The sequence below is a fragment of the Sphingobacterium sp. NPDC055431 genome, assembly GCF_053644255.1.
The window spans coordinates 60,981-79,105 of the sequence record NZ_JBSHLH010000015.1; the positions used below are offsets into that span (position 1 = coordinate 60,981).

The window sequence follows — 18,125 nt, forward strand, 5'->3', positions numbered from 1 at the left end:
AATTATGCGAATACTGAGCCTGATCCTATTGCTTTTTGTGTCCATGCAACTGAAAGCGCAAACCGTAAAAATCCTGACCTACAATATTCACCATGCCAATCCACCTTCCACTCCTGGGAAAATTGATATTGAAGCTATCGCAAAGGTTATCAATGATGCGAATGCCGATATTATCGGTATCCAGGAAGTTGATATCAACGTCTCACGTTCGGAAATGGTAAACCAGGCAGAGAAACTGGCAGAACTTACGGGAACTGAATATTTCTTCTCTAAAGGAATCGACCTGGAGAAAGGCTATTATGGCATTTTGATCTTGAGTAAACATAAGATCGTAGGTAAAAGGAGATATGATCTTCCTATGCCGGTGACAAGTGAAAATCGTTCTTTGGCGATTGTAGATGTAGAGTTGCCTGGAGGAAAGATCGTTTCATTGGCAAATACGCATCTGGACCTGAAGGAAGAGAACAGGATCGCGCAAGCGGAATTCATTAATGAACTTGGTGAGCTATATAAAAAACCGTTGATCTTGGTTGGGGATTTGAATGCAAAACCGGAGTCTAAACCGATTCAGATCCTTGAAAAATATTTTGTTAGAAATACGACATCCAATCAGCCTACTTCTCCGAATGTTAATACAAAGAATGAAATCGATTATATCATGGTGCTAAAGAATCAGGATTTTAATTGGAAAAAGTATCAAGTGATCAAAGAAGAGTATGCTTCAGATCATTTGCCTTTGTATGCGGAGATTGAGTTCTAGATAATAGACAACAGACACAAGACAACAGACATAAGAAATTTCAACTTCGAAACTACGGCTTGGACTCCCTAATAGAATCGGTCAACCCTATTTAGGGATGGACAAAGGTCTTGTGTCTTATGTCTATAGTCTTATGTCTATTGCTTCAATTTCTCATTATTTTTATGGCGATCTGCATCGCGGATATTTTTCTTGTCAAGGTTTTTTTCTAGTGCAGAGGTCAGGTCTATTCCGGTCTGATTCGCTAGGCAGATCAGAACGAAGAGTACATCGGCCATTTCATCTGCTAGGTTGACTTCCTCATCTGATTTTTTAAAAGACTGTTCACCGTACTTTCTGGCCATGATGCGGGCTACCTCGCCAACTTCTTCCATTAACATGGCCGTATTGGTCAGTTCGTTGAAGTAACGAACTCCAGTGGTACTGATCCATTTGTCTACAATTTCCTGAGCTTCTTTGATTGTCATATTTGTATGTGGTTAGAAGTTGTCTTTGTCTTTAGTATTCATGATAATGGTGACTGGACCATCGTTTCGGAGGTCGATTTTCATATCAGCGCCGAAAATCCCCATTTGTACTTCCTTTCCCAGAAGGCCTGATAGATACTTTCCCATTTCCTCATACATAGGTTTTGCCTTGTCGGGCTTGCCAGCGCGGATAAAGGAAGGGCGATTCCCTTTCTTGGTCTGAGCAAATAAGGTGAATTGGGAGATCAATAGGATGTTGCCTTGGATATCCTGAACGGATTTGTTCATTAAGCCTTGTTCGTCTGAAAATATCCTCAGATTGACTATTTTCTGTCCCAACCATTGAAGGTCTTCTTTTGAATCCTCTTCTTCTACCCCCAAAAGAACGAGTAAACCATCTTCAATTTGTCCTGTAATCTGATCGTCTACCGTACAGGATGCATGTGTCACTCTTTGAATTACTGCTCGCATGGCTTAAAAGTATTATTTAATTCGTTATTGGCAAAATCAATTGGGCAATCGGATTTCAAAACGCCCAAAAAGCGAAAATGCCCTTCCGAATGAACGAAAGGACATCTTCTGTGGGGTTTGGTACTATTAAAATCTAATATTTAATCCTAGCATGGCATTAGTTTCCGCCTGCGGATAGTAGAAATTGAAATAATCTCTCTTTCCTACAGATTCCATGATCATGCTATATGTATAACCTGAGGTTGCATACTTTTCGTTGAAGATATTGTTGATCATCAGGTTTAAGTCTACGTTTTTAAGGCCAAATACCGAGAATGAATAGATAGCCTGGAAATTGTTGACGAAGGATGGAGCGATGCTTCTGTTCACTTCGGAGGTATTGTCTAGGTAAATCCTCGAGATGTATTTGCTCAAAAAGCTGAAACTTAATGATTCAATCGGTTTATAGGTGAAATTATTAGATAAGACCGCAGCTGGTGATTTTGCAATATCCGTAGTTTCATGCGTGATCAAATCATACTTTACAAAATCGAAATCGTCACTATAAACAGGGATGTTTTCTACAAAGTTTTTAATCTTGTTTTGCGATAAAGCTGCGGTTGCTGACCAAATGAATTTAGGATGGATTTTCCAACTTCCATCAAGCTCAAATCCCATTCGATAGCTTTTGTCCACATTTATCCTTACCGCTGAACCCACATCGTTCAATGCTCCGGTTGGTATCAACTGGTCTTTGTAAAGCATGGCATATAGGTTTGCTCCTATATTGATATTTTCGTCTCTGTAGCGGTATCCAGCCTCAATATCCTGCATCTTCTCTGTCTTCGGAATTGCACCTATTGGGTTTTCTACGTAATCGTTTCTAGTAGGCTCTTTGCTCGCAAAGGCGTAAGAAGCGTATAGGTTGGAATTGCCGCTCAAGAAATATGTAACGCCTGCTTTGGGGTTGATAAAGTTGTGGGTGTCCTCAAACGTGAAATCCTTTATCTTATCATCATCACCTTTTCCATTATAAACAATGTTCCTGTGCTGGACATCCAGATTGAAAAGGAAGTTTTCTACTCTATAATCTGCCTTTGCGTAAAAGTTGAAGTCATTTTTATTGGCATGGCTAAAGTAGTATCTGTCATTGAGTTTATCCTCTGGGACTTGATCTGCCCAAATTACTTCTCCATAGTGATCGCCTTTGTATTGGTTGTAAGCACCACCGAAAGTGAAGTTCAGGTTGTTGGATGGCTTATAGAGCAGGGAATAGGTCAAGCCATAGAAATGATTGTCCAACCACCTTCTCCTTATCAAATCGGTATCTTTAATTGTATTGCCGTTTGCAACTACTGGATCAATTCCATAATGGTCTAGTCCATCCAATGGTCTGAATTCTTCATAATATCCAGCGCCGCGGGTATAGTGAAGAGCCGTATTGAAGGTCATTTTTTCAGAAGGACGGTAGGAGTAGTTCAGATGGGCATGCGTCTGCGTATAGTTATCCGTCTGGTTATCGTAAGTATAATAGTTATATTTTCGATCTCCATTTAAGAATCTCTCACGCTCTTCGTCGAATAACCAAAGGTTATCGGCATACTCCTCAATCCTTTCTTTATTGCCAGTAAATAATGGTTCAGCAAGTCCGTACCAAGCTTGGTAAGTTTTTTCCTTACCTGAAAACACGGTGGCTTTTAAGGTATGCTTATCCGTATACATGCCTGCATCAACATAGAAAGATTTTAAATTGGACGAAGCTCTATCTACATAGCCATCCGAAGAGATCCTAGATAACCTAGCATTAAATGCGAATTTATCGTTGATCAGTCCTGATCCAGCTTTTAAGGTGTTTTTCCAAGAGTTATAGGAACCAAAGGAGTTATTGAACTCTAGGTAGGGCTTCGTTTCCAGGGCGTCTGTCTGGAAGTTTAAAGATGCTCCAAATGCCGCAGGGCCATTTGTAGAAGTTCCGATACCTCTTTGAATCTGAATGCTCTCTGTACTGGAGGCAAAATCAGGAAGGTTTACAAAGAAGGAGCCCATGCTTTCAGGGTTGTTCAAAGGGATGCCATTCAAAGTGACATTGATGCGTTCATTGTCGGATCCACGAATGGTCATGTTTGTATATCCGATTCCAGCACCTGCATCAGAACCGATCACGACACCAGGAGTTTGGTCTAAGAGATATGGAATATCTTGTCCGAGGTTATTTTTCTTGATGTCTTCCTTATTGATGGTTTTAAAGGTAGTCGCGGAATTTTCTTTCGCACGTGTTGCTGTTACATAAACTTCCTCGAATTCGTACACATTGTCTTTTAATTGAATGGAAAAATTAGCTTGATTTTTCGGATTTATTCTTAAAATCTCGGATTTATAACCAATAAAAGAAATTTTTAAGTCATGGAAGCCTGCGCTTAGATTGTCAAAAACGACAATTCCGTCTTTATTGCTGGATTTGGATTGTCCGTCGATGGACACAGTTGCGGCATCTGCAGGTGCTCCAGATTTGTCTAAAACCCTAACAGTGAAGTTTTGTTGAGCAAAGCTCGCAAGTACTAGCAAACATAAGGCTAAAGTTGCCCAAAGCTTGTTAAACATAATAAAAAAAATGTTTTAAAGAGTTAAACTTTCTTGCTGTAAGGGGTCACAACAAGTTCTATTTAACCGCCCTTTCCCTACGCTGGCATTATCCAGATCAGGTATGTATTTCTTGTAATCACTTGAAATACAGGGTATAATCTCAGCCTTTGTTCGTGTTTTTCAACAAGGCACCCCTATTCGATAGCGCAAAGCTAGCCTTTTGGATAAATAAAACAAAATTTAAATATTATTGTAACAAATTCGTAATTATTATTTTATTAGTTAAACTGATAGTATTTTTTTGTAAATTGCCTGCATTGCCATCAATGGGCAAATTACGCTAACTTTAAAAAAACGGAACTATTAATTTCTTATGAAGTATTACGCTGCTGATGTTGTGTTTCCTGTTGCCGGGCCTGCTATTAAAAAGGGGGTAGTCGCGATGGATGATCAAGGGATTGTGAAAGGTGTTTTCAATCCAGGTGAAATAGATGAAAATTTAGTGGAACAATTCAAAGGAGCTTTAATTCCTGGATTTGTAAATGCTCATTGTCATCTGGAACTTTCCCATTTATTAGGTGTTGTGCCTAGAAGTACAGGATTACCTAACTTCCTTTCTGCTGTAATCAATGAACGCGGAAACCATGAAAGCAAGTTGGAAGCTGCCATGGAAGAAGCTGACAAAATGATGTATGAGAACGGCATCCAAGCTGTCGGCGACCACGTGAACTCTGCAGTTACCGCTAAGATCAAGGAAAACAGCCCTATCAAATACCATACGTTTGTTGAAGTAATGGCAACCAATAAGGAAGATGTAGTTACAAGAATCGACAATGCCAAGGAAATTGAATTCCATTTTGATTACAAACATTCCTCAATCACCCCTCACGCGCCTTATTCTGGTTCTAAATTCTTATTTAAGACCTTGAAAAAAGCAATCAGCGAAGATAATATCATCAGTATCCACAATCAGGAAAGTGACGAAGAGAACAAGCTTTTCCGTTATAAGAAAGGTGAATTCTTGGAGTTTTTCAAGAAGATGGACATGGTGATGGAAGATTTTAGAGCTCAAGCAAGAAACTCTCTGCAATCCTTTTTGCCCTATATCCCTAGCAAGAATAAATTGATCCTAGTGCACAATACATATACTTCGATTAAGGACCTGGATTTTGTGGATAGAATGGGTAGATCGGTTTATTTCTGTTTCTGTCCAAAAGCCAACTTATATATCGAAGATAGAATTCCTAAAATCGACAATTTCTTGTTGGGAGGCCATGACATCGTGATTGGTACCGACAGTTTAGCGTCAAACGATACATTGGATATTTTAGAGGAATTAAAGGTTATCCACCAAGAGTTTCCGGAATTGGACTTCAATGAGACTATCAAATGGGCTACGTTGAACGGTGCTAAAGCATTGAACCTAGAAAGTGAATTAGGATCTTTGGAAGTAGGCAAGAAACCAGGCTTGGTGTTATTGGAAGGAATGGATACATTCAAACTGAACCCGAAAGTTAAGGTTAGAAGAATTAGATAGTTTCTAATTCTATTTCTTCTTTTACCTTTGTATTCATGAAACATTGGAATATTAAGGTTCAAGGTAAAGTTCAAGGAGTCTTTTTCAGGGCTTCGACAAAAGCTGTTGCTGATCAATTGAAGGTAAAAGGTTTTGTGATGAACGAACCTGATGGATCTGTTTATATAGAAGCTGAGGGCGATGTTTTCGCCCTAGAGTCTTTAATAGACTTTTGTCAGGAGGGGCCTGAACATGCTGAAGTTGCCCATGTGGAATATGAAGAGTCCGATGAAATCAAGGGATTCCGCAATTTCGAAGTCGTTAAGAAAATCAAATAAGCGTGTCGGTAGTTAAGAAATTTGTCAGCGATACGATGATCTATGGTCTCTCGACCATCTTATCCCGAATGCTTGGGTTCTTGATGACCCCTTTCTTTACAGGGAAGTTTCGCACCTCCGTATACGGAGTTTTCACCAATCTTTTTTCTTATGCTTCCCTGCTGAATGCTGTTATAGCATTTGGAATGGAAACGACTTTTTTCCGTTATCTGCAAAAGGAAGACACTGACAAAGATCGCGTATTCGACAATAGTTTCTTGATTACCCTATTTACCACAGCAATATTTCTGTTGTCTGTGTTCACTTTTACAGAGCCCATTGCCCATTTTTTAAGTGAGGGGGTAAATGTACCTGATTATATTCTATACGTCAAGTTCTTTGCGCTGATCATTGCTGCCGATGCAATCGCTGTAGTGCCTTTTGCCAAATTGAGAGCAGGAGGGAGGCCAATCCGATATGGTTTGGTGAAACTGATCAACATCTTGGTCTTCATTACCGTCAATTTTGTCTTGTTGGCATGGTTGCCAGAATGGAACAAGAACTCGGAATTCTTCAGGGAATTCAGTGCAGGTTGGTTTCGTGAAGGCTGGTTAGGTAATGTTTTTATTGCCAATTTAATGGCCAGTCTGGTCACTTTACTATTATTGATACCGCAGATTGCTGGATTTAGATTCCGACTGGACAATAAGCTGATCAAGAGTATGCTGAACTATTCTTTCCCGATTTTGATTGCCAATATCTCTTTTATTATCAACGAAAACCTGGATAAGATCATGTTCCCACGGTTGGTGCCAGGAGAGCAAGGGGAAATGGACCTTGGTGTTTATGGGGCAGTAGCAAAAATTGCCGTTTTCTTAAACCTTTTTGTCACTGCATTTAGATTGGGTGCTGAACCATTCTTCTTCTCATATGCTAAGAACGAGAATGCAAGGAAGACCTATGCCGTGATTATGGAATATTTCGTCATTGCTATGGTTATCGTGATGATTGGTCTATGTGCAAACCTTGATTGGTTAAAAGGCTTTATCCGAGGGTCTAAATTAGAGCCTGAAGCCTATTGGTCAGGACTGTTTATCGTTCCGATCTTACTCTTCAATTATGTGCTCTTGGGCGTGTATATGAACCTGTCCATCTGGTACAAACTATCCGATCAGACTCGATATGGCCTATATATATCTGGAGTAGGGGCCATTATTACCATCATTTTGAACCTCCTTCTGATCCCTCGCTATTCCTACGTTGGAGCCGCATTGTCTACCACGAGTGCCTATGTGGTGATGGTTGGACTTTCCTATTTCTGGGGGCAGCAGAACTATAGCATTCCCTATAACAGCAAGAAGATCCTGGCATACCTATTCATGGGACTGATCGTCTCTTGGTTTGCTTATTTTGGACATTTCTGGATTGGAAATCTATTATTTATCCTGTTTTTGGGGGCTGTATTCTACTTTGAAAAAAACACCTTGTTCAAGGTACTGAAAAGGCGATAATCAAAATATAGAGTCAAAAAAAGTCGCTTATTCCTAAGCGACTTCTTCTGCAAAATTAAATCTTATTTCTTCCAGTACTTCCAGGATTTCATTGACATCCTGTAAGCTGACCAGTTTCATTCTATAATCCTTGAAATTAGGTATCCCTTTGAAATAATTGGCATAATGCCTTCTCATTTCAAATATTCCTGTTTTCTCACCCTTCCATTCAATGGACTTGGTCAGGTGGGTATGGCAGATATCGACACGTTCTGATACCGTCGGGCCGTCTAGGCGCTCCCCGGTATTGAAAAAGTGCTTGATTTCCCTAAAGATCCAAGGGTAACCGATGGATGCTCTGCCGATCATAATGCCGTCAACTTCAAATTCCTGTCTCCAGGCAGCAGCTTTCTCCACAGAGTCCACATCTCCGTTTCCAAAAATTGGGATTTGAATCCTAGGGTTCCTTTTCACGTCCTTGATCATCGACCAGTCTGCCTGTCCTTTATACATCTGCGCCCTGGTGCGACCATGGATGGCCAATGCCTTGATACCGATGTCCTGAAGACGTTCAGCAACCTCATACACGTTTTTAGTGTTGTCATCCCAACCCAATCTGGTCTTGACGGTAACAGGAAGGTGGGTAGCATCCACAACAGCCTTGGTCATCGCAACCATTTTGTCGATGTCCTGCAATAGGCTCGCACCAGCGCCACGACAAGCTACATTCTTAACCGGACAACCATAGTTGATATCAATTAAATTTGGATTAGCTGCCGTGCAGATTTCAGCCGATTGACGCATGTGTTCAATATCTGAACCGAAGATCTGTATGCCTATAGGTCTTTCATATTCAAAGATGTCCAGTTTCTGGCGAGACTTAGCGGCATCACGTATCAGGCCCTCGGATGAGATAAACTCAGTATACATCATGTCCACACCGTTCTGTTTACACACGTAACGGAATGGAGGATCACTGACATCTTCCATAGGAGCCAACAACAATGGAAACTCACCTAAATCAATATGTTCGCCTATCTTTACCGACATTATTTGTTGAAATTTTTACAAAGGTAAACAAAAATAGACAATAGATAAGAGGCACAAGATTTTAGACATTCTAATGACCTCCCTTCTTTTGTATAATAATAGAGGCTCTATACCTAGATTTTGTTTACAAATTCCACTATGGCCTCCATTGGATCCTTTGTTTTCATGAAGTTCTCACCGATTAAGAAGGCATTGAATCCAGCCTTTTTAAGGGCCTTGATGGTCTCAGGGTCTGAAATCCCACTTTCGGACACTTTGATAAATTGATCCGGGATTTTATTGACCAAATCATAGGAGTGCTCCAACGAAACACTGAAATCCTTCAGGTTTCTATTGTTTACCCCAATGGCATCAATGCTGTCAAAAATGCTCCTTTGGAGCTCCTCCTCATTGTGCACTTCCAGCAATACATTTAACCCCAAAGATTTGGCGTATTCCGACAGGGTTTTGATTTCCTGCCTATCCAAGCATGCCGCAATCAGCAAGATAATGTCTGCTCCGTATGCCTTCGCTTCTGCGATTTGGTATTCATCCACGATAAATTCCTTGCGCAATAACGGAATTTCTAACACCTCGCGTGCTGCGGTCAGGTCTTCCAATGAACCTTGGAAGAAATCCTTGTCCGTCAGGACAGAGATGGCCGAAGCTCCTGCTTTTTGATAGCCAGATACCACCTCCCGTACCGTGGAGGTACCATTGATCAGGCCTTTTGAAGGCGATGCCCTTTTGTATTCAGCAATGATCCCCGTTTTGGTTGGGTCCAAGATGCTTTCCTTCAGGTTATGGCATTCCCGAGAAAATAGAGGCATGGCCTGCAAATCTGAAATGCTCAGCAATGCTTTGGCAGCTGCTACTTCCTCTTTCTTTCTGGCTACTATTTTATCTAATATGGTCATGTTAATCTTCTTTTATGGGAATTAATTCTTGCCCTTGATCCAGTTGGCGATCAATGTTTTTCCATTATCAGTCAAGATGGATTCTGGGTGGAACTGCATGCCTTTCACATCATATTTCGTATGGCTCAGAGCCATAATTACACCGTTCGGGTCCACAGCAGTAACCTTTAAGTTCTCGTTTAAACTGTCAGGATCCACTGCCCAAGAATGGTAACGGCCGATTTTTGAATCTTCCGGGAAATTCTCGAAAAGAGGCTCAGAAGGGTCCGTCACTTGGATGCTTGTAGCCACCCCGTGCAAAGGTTTGGGCATATTGTAGAGCTTGCCGCCAAATACCTCCGCAATAGCCTGTTGTCCAAGGCATATCCCAAGGATACTTTTGGTTGGCGCATATTTACGGATGACATCCAATAACAGGCCGGCTTCCTCAGGAATGCCTGGTCCTGGTGATAACAAGATCTTGTCGTATTTCTCGATGTCTTCGAGGTCAAACTTGTCATTTCTAACGACTTCATAGCGCTCGTTCAATTCTTGAAGGAGGTGTACCAGGTTGTAGGTGAAGGAGTCGTAGTTGTCGATTACTAATATTGGCTTGCTCATTTTATAAGGTTTCCGCTAATTCTAAAGCCCTGCGAAGAGCTGATATCTTATTATTTACTTCTTGTAATTCTTTTTCAGGATCTGAATCCAATACAATTCCTGCTCCAGCTTGATAATGCAATACATTCTGCTTGCTCAGGAAGGAGCGGATCATGATGGCATGGTTAAAATCCCCATTAAAGCCCATAAAACCGATAGCACCTGAATAAAATGACCTTTGAAGGCCTTCATAACGGTCGATCAGGGTAATGGCCATATGTTTAGGGGCGCCCGATAGGGTTCCTGCCGGAAAGGTATCACCAACCACATCAAAAGGATTGGTGTTCGGGTTCAACGTTCCGCTGACCTTGGACACCAAATGGATAACATGTGAATAGTATTGCGCTTCCTTGTAGGATTTAACCTGAACATGATGGCAGTGTCTGCTTAAGTCGTTTCTGGCCAGGTCAACCAGCATGACGTGCTCAGCACTTTCTTTCGGATCATTTTTCAATTCTTCAGCTATCTTTTCATCCAAGTCCATATTACCAGTCCGCTTGAAGGTCCCGGCAATAGGATAGATGGTTGCCTGATCATTCTTAATCGTTAGCTGGGCCTCTGGAGAAGAACCGAAGAGCTTAAAATCACCATAGTCAAAATAGAATAGGTATGGCGATGGATTGATGGAACGTAATGCTCTATAGACATTGAACTCATCCCCAGAAAAAGGAGTTTCAAATGCCCTTGAAGGAACGATCTGAAAAACGTCACCTCTCTGTATATGCTCCTTCATTTTATTGACCAAGGCCTTGAAGTCTTCGTCCTTCATGTTTGAAGACTCTTCACCCTTTACCTGGAAGGTATATTCTGGGAAGTTCTTGTTCTGGATCAGGAATTGAAGCCTGTCCAAGTCCGAAGGTTCGTTATCCAATAGGTTTTCAAATACATGCAATTGGTTCCTGAAATGGTCAATTGCGATAACATATTTGTAGATATGGTATTGCAGGGTCGGGATTTTCCGTCTTTGGTTTTCTTTGGCCGTTAGTTCAATGTCCTCATAGAATTCCACGGCCTCAAAGCTGAAATATCCGAAAAGGCCATTGGAAATCACGTTTACATCAGGAACGAGATCGGCTTCAAAAGATTTCCTGAAATTTGAAACCTCTTCTCTCAGGTTAAGTTCCTTCGCGTTCTTGACGGTTTTCTTCTGGTTCGGTAGGCTGATGCTCAGTTCGTCGTTTTCCAAGATGATGCTGGCGATCGGTTGGCAACAGATATAGCTGATGTTGTTGTCCCGGCTATGGTACTCCGAACTTTCCAAGAGCAGGCTGTTGGGGAAAGTATCGCGCAGTCTAAGGTAGATGCTTACCGGTGTAGTCGTGTCCGCTAAGATCTTCTTATGGTTAGTTTTGAATTTAAAGTTCATATAAGTGTTTAATAGTTTTCAAAAATAAAAAAAGCCCGACGAAATACGTCGGGCTACCATTCAGTGGTTTTGGTTGATTATGAAAAATTTTATCTAAAATATACCACCTTCCCGACTTATATAGTCAGAAGCCACCAACGGTTAGTATATTGAATTACAGTCATCATTGCATCACAAAATTAATAGAAAAATTGAATATTCAAACTTTATTTGTGAAAAAAGCAAAGATTAGGCAGGATTTTTAGTCATTTAGCAAATCCGGTCTTCTTTGTTTCGTTCGTATAAGTTGTTGCTCATGACGCCATTCTGTGATTTTGGCTTCATGTCCACTCAATAGGATATCAGGTACTTTATGGCCATTCCAGTCTACCGGTCGGGTATAGATTGGCGCATCCAACAGGCCATCTTGGAAGGAGTCGGAAAGGGCAGAGGTTTCATCGGAAAGCACCCCTGGTATGATCCTGACGATAGAATCCACCAATATGGCTGCCGGTAATTCTCCCCCCGACAGAACATAATCACCGATGGATATTTCGCGGGTCACGTAAATGTCCCTGATCCGTTGGTCAATCCCTTTATAGTGCCCACATAATATCATGATGTTCTTGGCCGAGCTTAGCCCATTGGCGATCCCTTGGTTTAAGGTCTCCCCGTCTGGAGTCATATAGATGATCTCGTCATATTCGCGCTCAGATTTTAGTTTCTCTATACAAGCTGCAAAAGGCGCAATTTGCATGACCATGCCTGATCCACCACCATAAGGATAATCGTCTACAGATTTTTGCTTGTTTACGGAATAATCTCTCAAATTATGAACATGGATGGAGCATAACCCTTTTTTTTGCGCACGCTGAAGGATAGAGTGGGCAAAAGGGCTGTCCAATAATTGTGGTAATACGGTAATGATGTCAAAACGCATACGCAAATGTACGTGATTATTGGATAAAACGGGTTTAAAAATGCATTTAGGAAAAACGAATAAGTTATGGTTAACAATTTCTTATTGTAAAATTAATTTAACCTCATTTATTATATGAAATTAATTTTTATTACACAGATATATTTTATTTAATGATTAATAGTGAAATATTTTTCAATTATCATAAAAAACACCTAAAATCACTCCTTTTCAATTAACCAAAAGCTGTATAAAATATAATTTTAATAGTGTTTTAAGTTTAATTTCGAAAATTTCAAAAAATAAATGCCCTTTTTTTGCATCCCCAATAGCATATAAATAGATTTGGCGCTAGTTTAACAATACTAACTTTTTGCCAAGAAAAATTAGAACCCAATTTTTATTAACTAAAAACAAGAAACATGAAACAAAGATTACTCAGTGTTCTGTTGCTGTGTACTATGCTAATTGGCGTCGTACATGCACAAGATCGGCAAGTGAGTGGTAAAGTGACAGCGGCATCTGACGGCAGCCCTATTGCAGGCGCTACAGTTAGGGTTGTGGATCTTAATTCCGCTACACAAACTGATGAATTTGGAAATTATTCAATTTCCGTACCAGCGAATGGTAAACTTTCATTTACCTATATCGGTTATGAAACCCAAACCATTACCGTTGGCTCCCAAACAACTATTAATGTGCGATTGGTTGGCGGAGATAATGACCTGGAAGAAGTCGTAGTAACTGCTCTAGGTATTGAAAGGACCAGAAAATCAATCGGTTATTCGGTTCAACAAGTAAAAGGAGAGGACCTTACACAAGCTAGACAAGCAGATTTAAACACAGCTTTAGCGGGTAAAGTTTCCGGTATCCAAATCAGAACGGGTTCTGGTGCTAAATTCGGTACTGCAGCTATCCGTATCCGTGGTATTAACAACTTGACAGGTGGTAACCCAATCTACGTTGTGGATGGTGTGATCACGGGTCCTGAATATGTTAACAACGACGATATCGAAAGCCTATCCGTTTTGAAAGGCCCTGCAGCAACTGCATTGTACGGTCAACGTGGTGCAGAAGGTGCAGTCGTGATCAAAACCAAATCGGGTAAAGCAACACCTGGAATCGGTATCGAAGTAAACCAAGCCACTTCATTTGAAAATGTTTATGGCTTACCAGCATACCAAAACGAATATGGTGGTGGTTACAACCAAGAGTTCTCTACATTTAAGTACAATCCTGCTATTCATGCCGATTATTTGAAAGCCTTAGATGGTGCTCAATATTACAACTTCTCAGCAGATGAAAGCTGGGGTCACAAGTTGGACGGATCAATGATCGCGCCTTGGTACGCTTGGGATCCAACCCACCCTAAATTCGGTCAATTGGCTGCTTTCTCTCCTCAACCAGACAACGTAAAGAGCTTCTTTGAAACTGGTGTTACGGCGAGTACTAACGTTGCGGTTTCAAAAAGAACGGATGATCTAAATTCAAGACTTTCCTATACCAATTTGAGCAGAACTGGGGTTATGCCTAATTCTAAACAAGGTAAACACTGGTTAGGTGCTAATGCAGCGTTGAATTTAAGTGATAAATTAACCGTTAGCTCGAACCTCAACTTTATCTTTGAAAACCGTTTCAATACTCCTATCGATGGTTATAGTTCAGGTCCGCAAAGTTCATTCAACCAATGGTTTGCAAGAAACTTGAACATGGATGATCTTAAAGATTACCAAAGACCTGATGGTACGTACAGAAGTTGGAACATGATTTCTCCAACCAATACAAACCCTAAGTACTGGGACAACCCATATACACATGTGTACAAAAACATTTCGAATGATATCAGAAAAAGATTGTACGGAAACGTAAGTGCAGTGTATAAATTCAATGAAAACTGGAAAGCTTCTGCAATCGCTCGTGGTAACTTCTTTAACGGTGAGCAAAACTCTAGAATCGCTTCCAACACACTTAGCCAAGACGAGTACTACCAATACTTGAACAATCAACAAGAATTGAACTTCGTAGGTAGTATTGATTATACGACTAAGGTTCAGGATTTTGATATTGCAGCAGCTGTTTTCGTAGAAAACAGAAGAAACAAACGTACATATACTGATGCACGTACTGCAGGTGGTCTAGCTGTTCCTGATTTGTATACCCTATCAGCGTCCAAGAACAGACCTACCCTTAACTCTTTCTTAAGCGATTATAAAGTAAACTCCCTATACGGATACATTACTTTAGGTTTCAGAGACTTCTTGTTCTTAGAAGCTAATGCTAGAAATGACTGGTCTTCAAGTTTACCTAAGAAAAATAACTCCTATTTATACGGAGGTGTTTCGGGATCATTCTTGTTCTCTGAATTTATTGAGTCCGATTGGTTCAGCTATGGTAAATTAAGAGCTTCCATCGCTCGTGTTGGTACGGATACTGATCCATTCAGGGTTGCACAAACTTATTCGATCGGAAACCCTTATGGCTCTAATCCATTATTGACTGTTCCTAACCAATTGGTGAATACAGAACTTAAACCTACGCTATCTTCATCTATTGAAGTAGGTACGGAATTAAGATTCTTCCGTGATCGTTTGACTTTTGATTACAACTACTACACACGTTCATCGAAAGATCAAATTATTCCTTTGACGGTAACTTCAGCATCAGGATATGCGACTACAGCGATCAACGCTGGTCAAATTGACAACTGGGGGCATGAGTTCTCATTAGGTGGTACACCAATCAGAAATGATAACTTCTCCTGGAACTTGAATGCAAACATTGGTATCAACAAAAACAAAGTTGTTGAACTATACGAAGATCCAGTAAATAATATCGTTGTAAACAACCTAAGGGTTACAGTGGATGGTACCAGAAACTCATTTGGTTTCGTTGGTGCTCCGGTTATTGCTGTTAATGCCCGTAAAGGTGATGCATTCGGTATGTTGACTGGTTCAGGTTTCAAAAGAAATGAAAAAGGCGAAAAAATCGTTGGAGCTGACGGATTTTATGTCCCTACTTCAGGCGACGTCGATCTAGGCTCTATCCTTCCTGATTTCACAGGTGGTTTAACTTCACAGTTCAACTACAAAGGCATTACGGCTGGTTTCTCTCTAGACTTTCAAAAAGGTGGTAAATACATGTCTATTTCTTCCATGTTCGGTAATGGTTCTGGATTGTACGAAGAAACAGCAGGTGTGAACGATAAAGGAAACCCTAAACGTGATCCAGTTGATCAAGGTGGTGGTGTTCTCCTTGATGGTGTGAAAGAAGATGGAACTCCTAATGATGTGTATGTGGATGTTCAACAATTATATCAAGACAAATTGAACTCAGGTAACATTTGGGAAAACTGGGTATATGATGCATCATATATCAAAATGCGTGAAATCAACATCGGTTATACTTTCCCTGACAGAATGTTTGGTAAAACTCCATTCAAGAAAGTTTCATTAACCCTGATTGCACAAAATCCATTCTTGATTTATGCTAAAAACAGAAACTTTGACCCTTCCATCTTAGAAGGCTCATGGTTTGAAGGTGGTCAGTTGCCTAACACAAGGACATTTGGTTTTAATCTAAGGTTTAGCCTGTAAATCTATTAAGTTTATGAAAAAGAAATTTTTAAATACAATACTTGGATTTGTTTTGATTGGTCTTTCAGTTTCTTGTACCAAAGATTTTGAAGAGATTAACAAAGATCCAAATAATCCAGCCGATCCAAATACCGAGCTGTTGATAAGTAATGTGATCCGTCAAATTGGTAACCAAGGAAACGGTATCGCTGGTTGGGCAAAGGATATATATCCCCAGTATATGGCCGAGATTCAATATACCAATGAGTCTAGGTTCCAAAATAAGTTCTATGATTTTTCAGCTTATTACAATGGGCCATTATTGGATGCGCAAACCATCCTTAATTTAAACTCTGATCCAGCAACTGCAAACTTACCTTATGTTCAAAAAGGTGGTAGCACGGATAACCAAATTGGGGTATCTCGAATTTTGAAAGCTTTCTTTTATCTGCACATGACAGACAGATGGGGAATGTTGCCGTACTCAGAAGCCTTAAAAGGTAAAGAAGTATTGACACCTAAATACGATACACAAAAGGATATCTACACTTCTTTGTTGAAAGAATTGAAAGAAGCTGCTGCGCAATTAAAGACTGGTGAAGCATTAAATGGTGATATCCTTTTCCAAGGGAATGTTTCTAAATGGGTAAAATGGGCCAACTCTTTACGTATGGTTGCTGCTATTCACTTAGCAGATGTTGATCCAAATTTAGCTAAAGCGGAGTTTGCTAGTGCTTATGCTGCAGGAGCAATCGCTAGTAATGCTGACAACGCTGTTTTTGCTTACCTGAATGATGCCAATAACCAAAACCCGCTTTATAACAACTACTTTGTTGGTAAAAGAACGGATTATGCGGTAAGTGAAAAAATGATCGAAACGTTGGAAGACTTAGCTGATCCTCGCCTGCCAGTTTATGCAGAAAAAGTGGTTCAAGGGGGTGGTTATAAAGGTATGCCTTATGGTTTGGCCAATGCGGATGATGATTTGAACCAAGAAACTGTTTCGTTGATCGGTAAAAAATTCACTGCTCAAAACTATGGTTTGCCAATCACAACTTATGCACAAATTCAGTTTATGTTAGCTGAGGCTGCTTATCGCGGTTGGGGAACTGGAGACGCTGCTACTTTTTACAAAAAAGGTATCGATGCATCCATGCAACAACAAGGGGTAACTGCGCCTGCATCCTACTTTACGCAAAGTGGCGTTGCTTACAATGCAGCAAATGGCTTGAAATTGATCATTACCCAAAAATGGTTGGCTAATTACCAAGCAAATGGTTATGAAAGCTGGGTGGACTGGAGAAGAACTGGATTCCCAGAGTTACATCCTGGTCCGGCTCCTTTGTCAATCGACAAAAAGATCCCTGTTCGTCAGGCATATCCGAATACGGAATCGGGCTTGAATGGTAAAAACTATGAAGCAGCTGTTGCCGCTCAAGGTCCAGATGAATTGAACACCAGACTTTGGTGGGATACTAAATAATAATATTACCTATGAAGGGGCCGTCCAAAATTTTGGCGGTTCCTTTATTTACAAGTTCTTAAGATAAATCGAGTAGATGTCTATGATGTTCCGATCGAAATTGAATAAGTAACTAAATAATATTGTGTTTGTAATAGGCGGTTAATGCTTAGCCCTAAGATAGACTGCCTTTATATTAATCGGGGTTGAACAGTGTTCAATCCCGTTTTTTTTTCTCTGCCATACTCCCTAAAAGCTGTTTTTCAAGGTCTTGTGAAATGAATTATACTTTTGTTCTTTAATCGTGTGCAATATTTCGCCTAAAGAAATATTGTGGATTTTAAGGCTTTAAACTCATTTTTGTGTTCAAACATCCATTTTAACCGAGAAATTCAAGAGATAATATTAAAGTAACATGCATTTTACAATTTTTATGTAATAAATATTTTTGAATGAATTATTGTGTTTCAATAAAGATTGTCATAAGAGTGGTGTTTGTTGGATAAATCAAAATTATATTCTGATTAATAAACATGATGATGACTGATGTTTTGAATTATTGTTCAGCCACTGATGAATGTTTCGTTTTTGATCTCTAGATATTTCGATGTCGTAACGTGTATATAATTTTACTTCCCCTAAAAGCTTGTTCAAACATC

At 40.1% G+C, this 18,125-nt stretch carries 14 protein-coding genes; 6 read left to right on the forward strand and 8 right to left on the reverse strand.

Annotated features, from left to right (window positions below; translation table 11 throughout):
- Positions 1-4 precede the first annotated feature (4 nt).
- A complete protein-coding gene (locus ACWIB3_RS13595) occupies positions 5-760 on the forward strand; it encodes an endonuclease/exonuclease/phosphatase family protein (protein ID WP_454291884.1) in 756 nt (251 codons plus the stop codon).
- 137 nt (positions 761-897) lie between these two features.
- On the opposite strand, the gene ACWIB3_RS13600 is transcribed toward ACWIB3_RS13595, so the two are convergent.
- The 3 genes from ACWIB3_RS13600 to ACWIB3_RS13610 all read right to left on the reverse strand — a co-directional run bounded on the left by ACWIB3_RS13600 (position 898) and on the right by ACWIB3_RS13610 (position 4,278).
- Positions 898-1,227 (reverse strand): nucleotide pyrophosphohydrolase, encoded by a 330-nt coding sequence (locus tag ACWIB3_RS13600; protein WP_454291885.1) that lies wholly within the window; start codon positions 1,225-1,227, stop codon positions 898-900.
- A 12-nt stretch (positions 1,228-1,239) separates the two neighbouring features.
- A complete protein-coding gene (gene dtd, locus ACWIB3_RS13605) occupies positions 1,240-1,698 on the reverse strand; it encodes a D-aminoacyl-tRNA deacylase (protein ID WP_454291886.1) in 459 nt (152 codons plus the stop codon).
- 126 nt (positions 1,699-1,824) lie between these two features.
- The gene (locus ACWIB3_RS13610) at positions 1,825-4,278 is read right to left on the reverse strand and encodes a TonB-dependent receptor (RefSeq protein WP_454291887.1); all 2,454 of its coding nucleotides are present in this window, start codon (positions 4,276-4,278) and stop codon (positions 1,825-1,827) included.
- Positions 4,279-4,633: 355 nt separating this feature from the next.
- Between ACWIB3_RS13610 and ACWIB3_RS13615 the strand changes: the two genes are divergently transcribed.
- The 3 genes from ACWIB3_RS13615 to ACWIB3_RS13625 are packed head-to-tail and all read left to right on the forward strand — an operon-like array spanning position 4,634 to position 7,604.
- Positions 4,634-5,797 carry an amidohydrolase family protein gene (locus ACWIB3_RS13615; protein WP_313189497.1) on the forward strand — a complete coding sequence of 388 codons (1,164 nt, stop codon included), beginning with the start codon at positions 4,634-4,636 and terminating at the stop codon, positions 5,795-5,797.
- A gap of 35 nt (positions 5,798-5,832) precedes the next feature.
- Entirely contained in the window at positions 5,833-6,114 is a 282-nt protein-coding gene (locus ACWIB3_RS13620; RefSeq protein ID WP_185213915.1) for an acylphosphatase, read from the forward strand.
- A gap of 2 nt (positions 6,115-6,116) precedes the next feature.
- The gene (locus ACWIB3_RS13625) at positions 6,117-7,604 is read left to right on the forward strand and encodes a lipopolysaccharide biosynthesis protein (protein ID WP_313189495.1); all 1,488 of its coding nucleotides are present in this window, start codon (positions 6,117-6,119) and stop codon (positions 7,602-7,604) included.
- Between the two features lie 33 nt (positions 7,605-7,637).
- Here ACWIB3_RS13625 and dusB read toward each other — a convergent pair whose 3' ends face one another.
- The 5 genes from dusB to trmD all read right to left on the reverse strand — a co-directional run bounded on the left by dusB (position 7,638) and on the right by trmD (position 12,453).
- Positions 7,638-8,633, reverse strand: a complete 996-nt coding sequence (dusB, locus tag ACWIB3_RS13630) for a tRNA dihydrouridine synthase DusB (RefSeq protein WP_185213916.1) — start codon at positions 8,631-8,633, stop codon at positions 7,638-7,640.
- A gap of 113 nt (positions 8,634-8,746) precedes the next feature.
- Positions 8,747-9,529 (reverse strand): indole-3-glycerol phosphate synthase TrpC, encoded by a 783-nt coding sequence (trpC, locus tag ACWIB3_RS13635; RefSeq protein ID WP_313189494.1) that lies wholly within the window; start codon positions 9,527-9,529, stop codon positions 8,747-8,749.
- A gap of 21 nt (positions 9,530-9,550) precedes the next feature.
- Positions 9,551-10,129, reverse strand: a complete 579-nt coding sequence (locus ACWIB3_RS13640) for an anthranilate synthase component II (protein ID WP_313189493.1) — start codon at positions 10,127-10,129, stop codon at positions 9,551-9,553.
- Between the two features lies 1 nt (position 10,130).
- On the reverse strand, positions 10,131-11,534 hold the full coding sequence (locus ACWIB3_RS13645; RefSeq protein WP_313189492.1) for an anthranilate synthase component I family protein: 1,404 nt from the start codon (positions 11,532-11,534) through the stop codon (positions 10,131-10,133).
- A gap of 241 nt (positions 11,535-11,775) precedes the next feature.
- Complete coding sequence (gene trmD / locus ACWIB3_RS13650) at positions 11,776-12,453, reverse strand: tRNA (guanosine(37)-N1)-methyltransferase TrmD (RefSeq protein ID WP_185213920.1); 678 nt, start codon at positions 12,451-12,453, stop codon at positions 11,776-11,778.
- A 401-nt stretch (positions 12,454-12,854) separates the two neighbouring features.
- On the opposite strand from trmD, the gene ACWIB3_RS13655 reads away from it, so the two are divergent.
- Together ACWIB3_RS13655 and ACWIB3_RS13660 are read left to right on the forward strand one after the other, a co-directional pair.
- On the forward strand, positions 12,855-16,025 hold the full coding sequence (locus tag ACWIB3_RS13655) for a SusC/RagA family TonB-linked outer membrane protein (RefSeq protein ID WP_454291888.1): 3,171 nt from the start codon (positions 12,855-12,857) through the stop codon (positions 16,023-16,025).
- A gap of 13 nt (positions 16,026-16,038) precedes the next feature.
- On the forward strand, positions 16,039-17,487 hold the full coding sequence (locus ACWIB3_RS13660) for a SusD/RagB family nutrient-binding outer membrane lipoprotein (protein WP_313189490.1): 1,449 nt from the start codon (positions 16,039-16,041) through the stop codon (positions 17,485-17,487).
- The last annotated feature ends 638 nt before the right edge of the window (positions 17,488-18,125 follow it).

What these genes read in the sequence shown, in the direction of transcription:
- ACWIB3_RS13595 (WP_454291884.1), top strand. Translation starts at nt 5, where the DNA reads ATGCGAATACTGAGCCTGATCCTATTGCTTTTTGTGTCCATGCAACTG.
- ACWIB3_RS13600 (WP_454291885.1), bottom strand. Translation starts at nt 1,227, where the DNA reads ATGACAATCAAAGAAGCTCAGGAAATTGTAGACAAATGGATCAGTACC.
- dtd (WP_454291886.1), bottom strand. Translation starts at nt 1,698, where the DNA reads ATGCGAGCAGTAATTCAAAGAGTGACACATGCATCCTGTACGGTAGAC.
- ACWIB3_RS13610 (WP_454291887.1), bottom strand. Translation starts at nt 4,278, where the DNA reads ATGTTTAACAAGCTTTGGGCAACTTTAGCCTTATGTTTGCTAGTACTT.
- ACWIB3_RS13615 (WP_313189497.1), top strand. Translation starts at nt 4,634, where the DNA reads ATGAAGTATTACGCTGCTGATGTTGTGTTTCCTGTTGCCGGGCCTGCT.
- ACWIB3_RS13620 (WP_185213915.1), top strand. Translation starts at nt 5,833, where the DNA reads ATGAAACATTGGAATATTAAGGTTCAAGGTAAAGTTCAAGGAGTCTTT.
- dusB (WP_185213916.1), bottom strand. Translation starts at nt 8,633, where the DNA reads ATGTCGGTAAAGATAGGCGAACATATTGATTTAGGTGAGTTTCCATTG.
- trpC (WP_313189494.1), bottom strand. Translation starts at nt 9,529, where the DNA reads ATGACCATATTAGATAAAATAGTAGCCAGAAAGAAAGAGGAAGTAGCA.
- ACWIB3_RS13640 (WP_313189493.1), bottom strand. Translation starts at nt 10,129, where the DNA reads ATGAGCAAGCCAATATTAGTAATCGACAACTACGACTCCTTCACCTAC.
- ACWIB3_RS13645 (WP_313189492.1), bottom strand. Translation starts at nt 11,534, where the DNA reads ATGAACTTTAAATTCAAAACTAACCATAAGAAGATCTTAGCGGACACG.
- trmD (WP_185213920.1), bottom strand. Translation starts at nt 12,453, where the DNA reads ATGCGTTTTGACATCATTACCGTATTACCACAATTATTGGACAGCCCT.
- ACWIB3_RS13655 (WP_454291888.1), top strand. Translation starts at nt 12,855, where the DNA reads ATGAAACAAAGATTACTCAGTGTTCTGTTGCTGTGTACTATGCTAATT.
- ACWIB3_RS13660 (WP_313189490.1), top strand. Translation starts at nt 16,039, where the DNA reads ATGAAAAAGAAATTTTTAAATACAATACTTGGATTTGTTTTGATTGGT.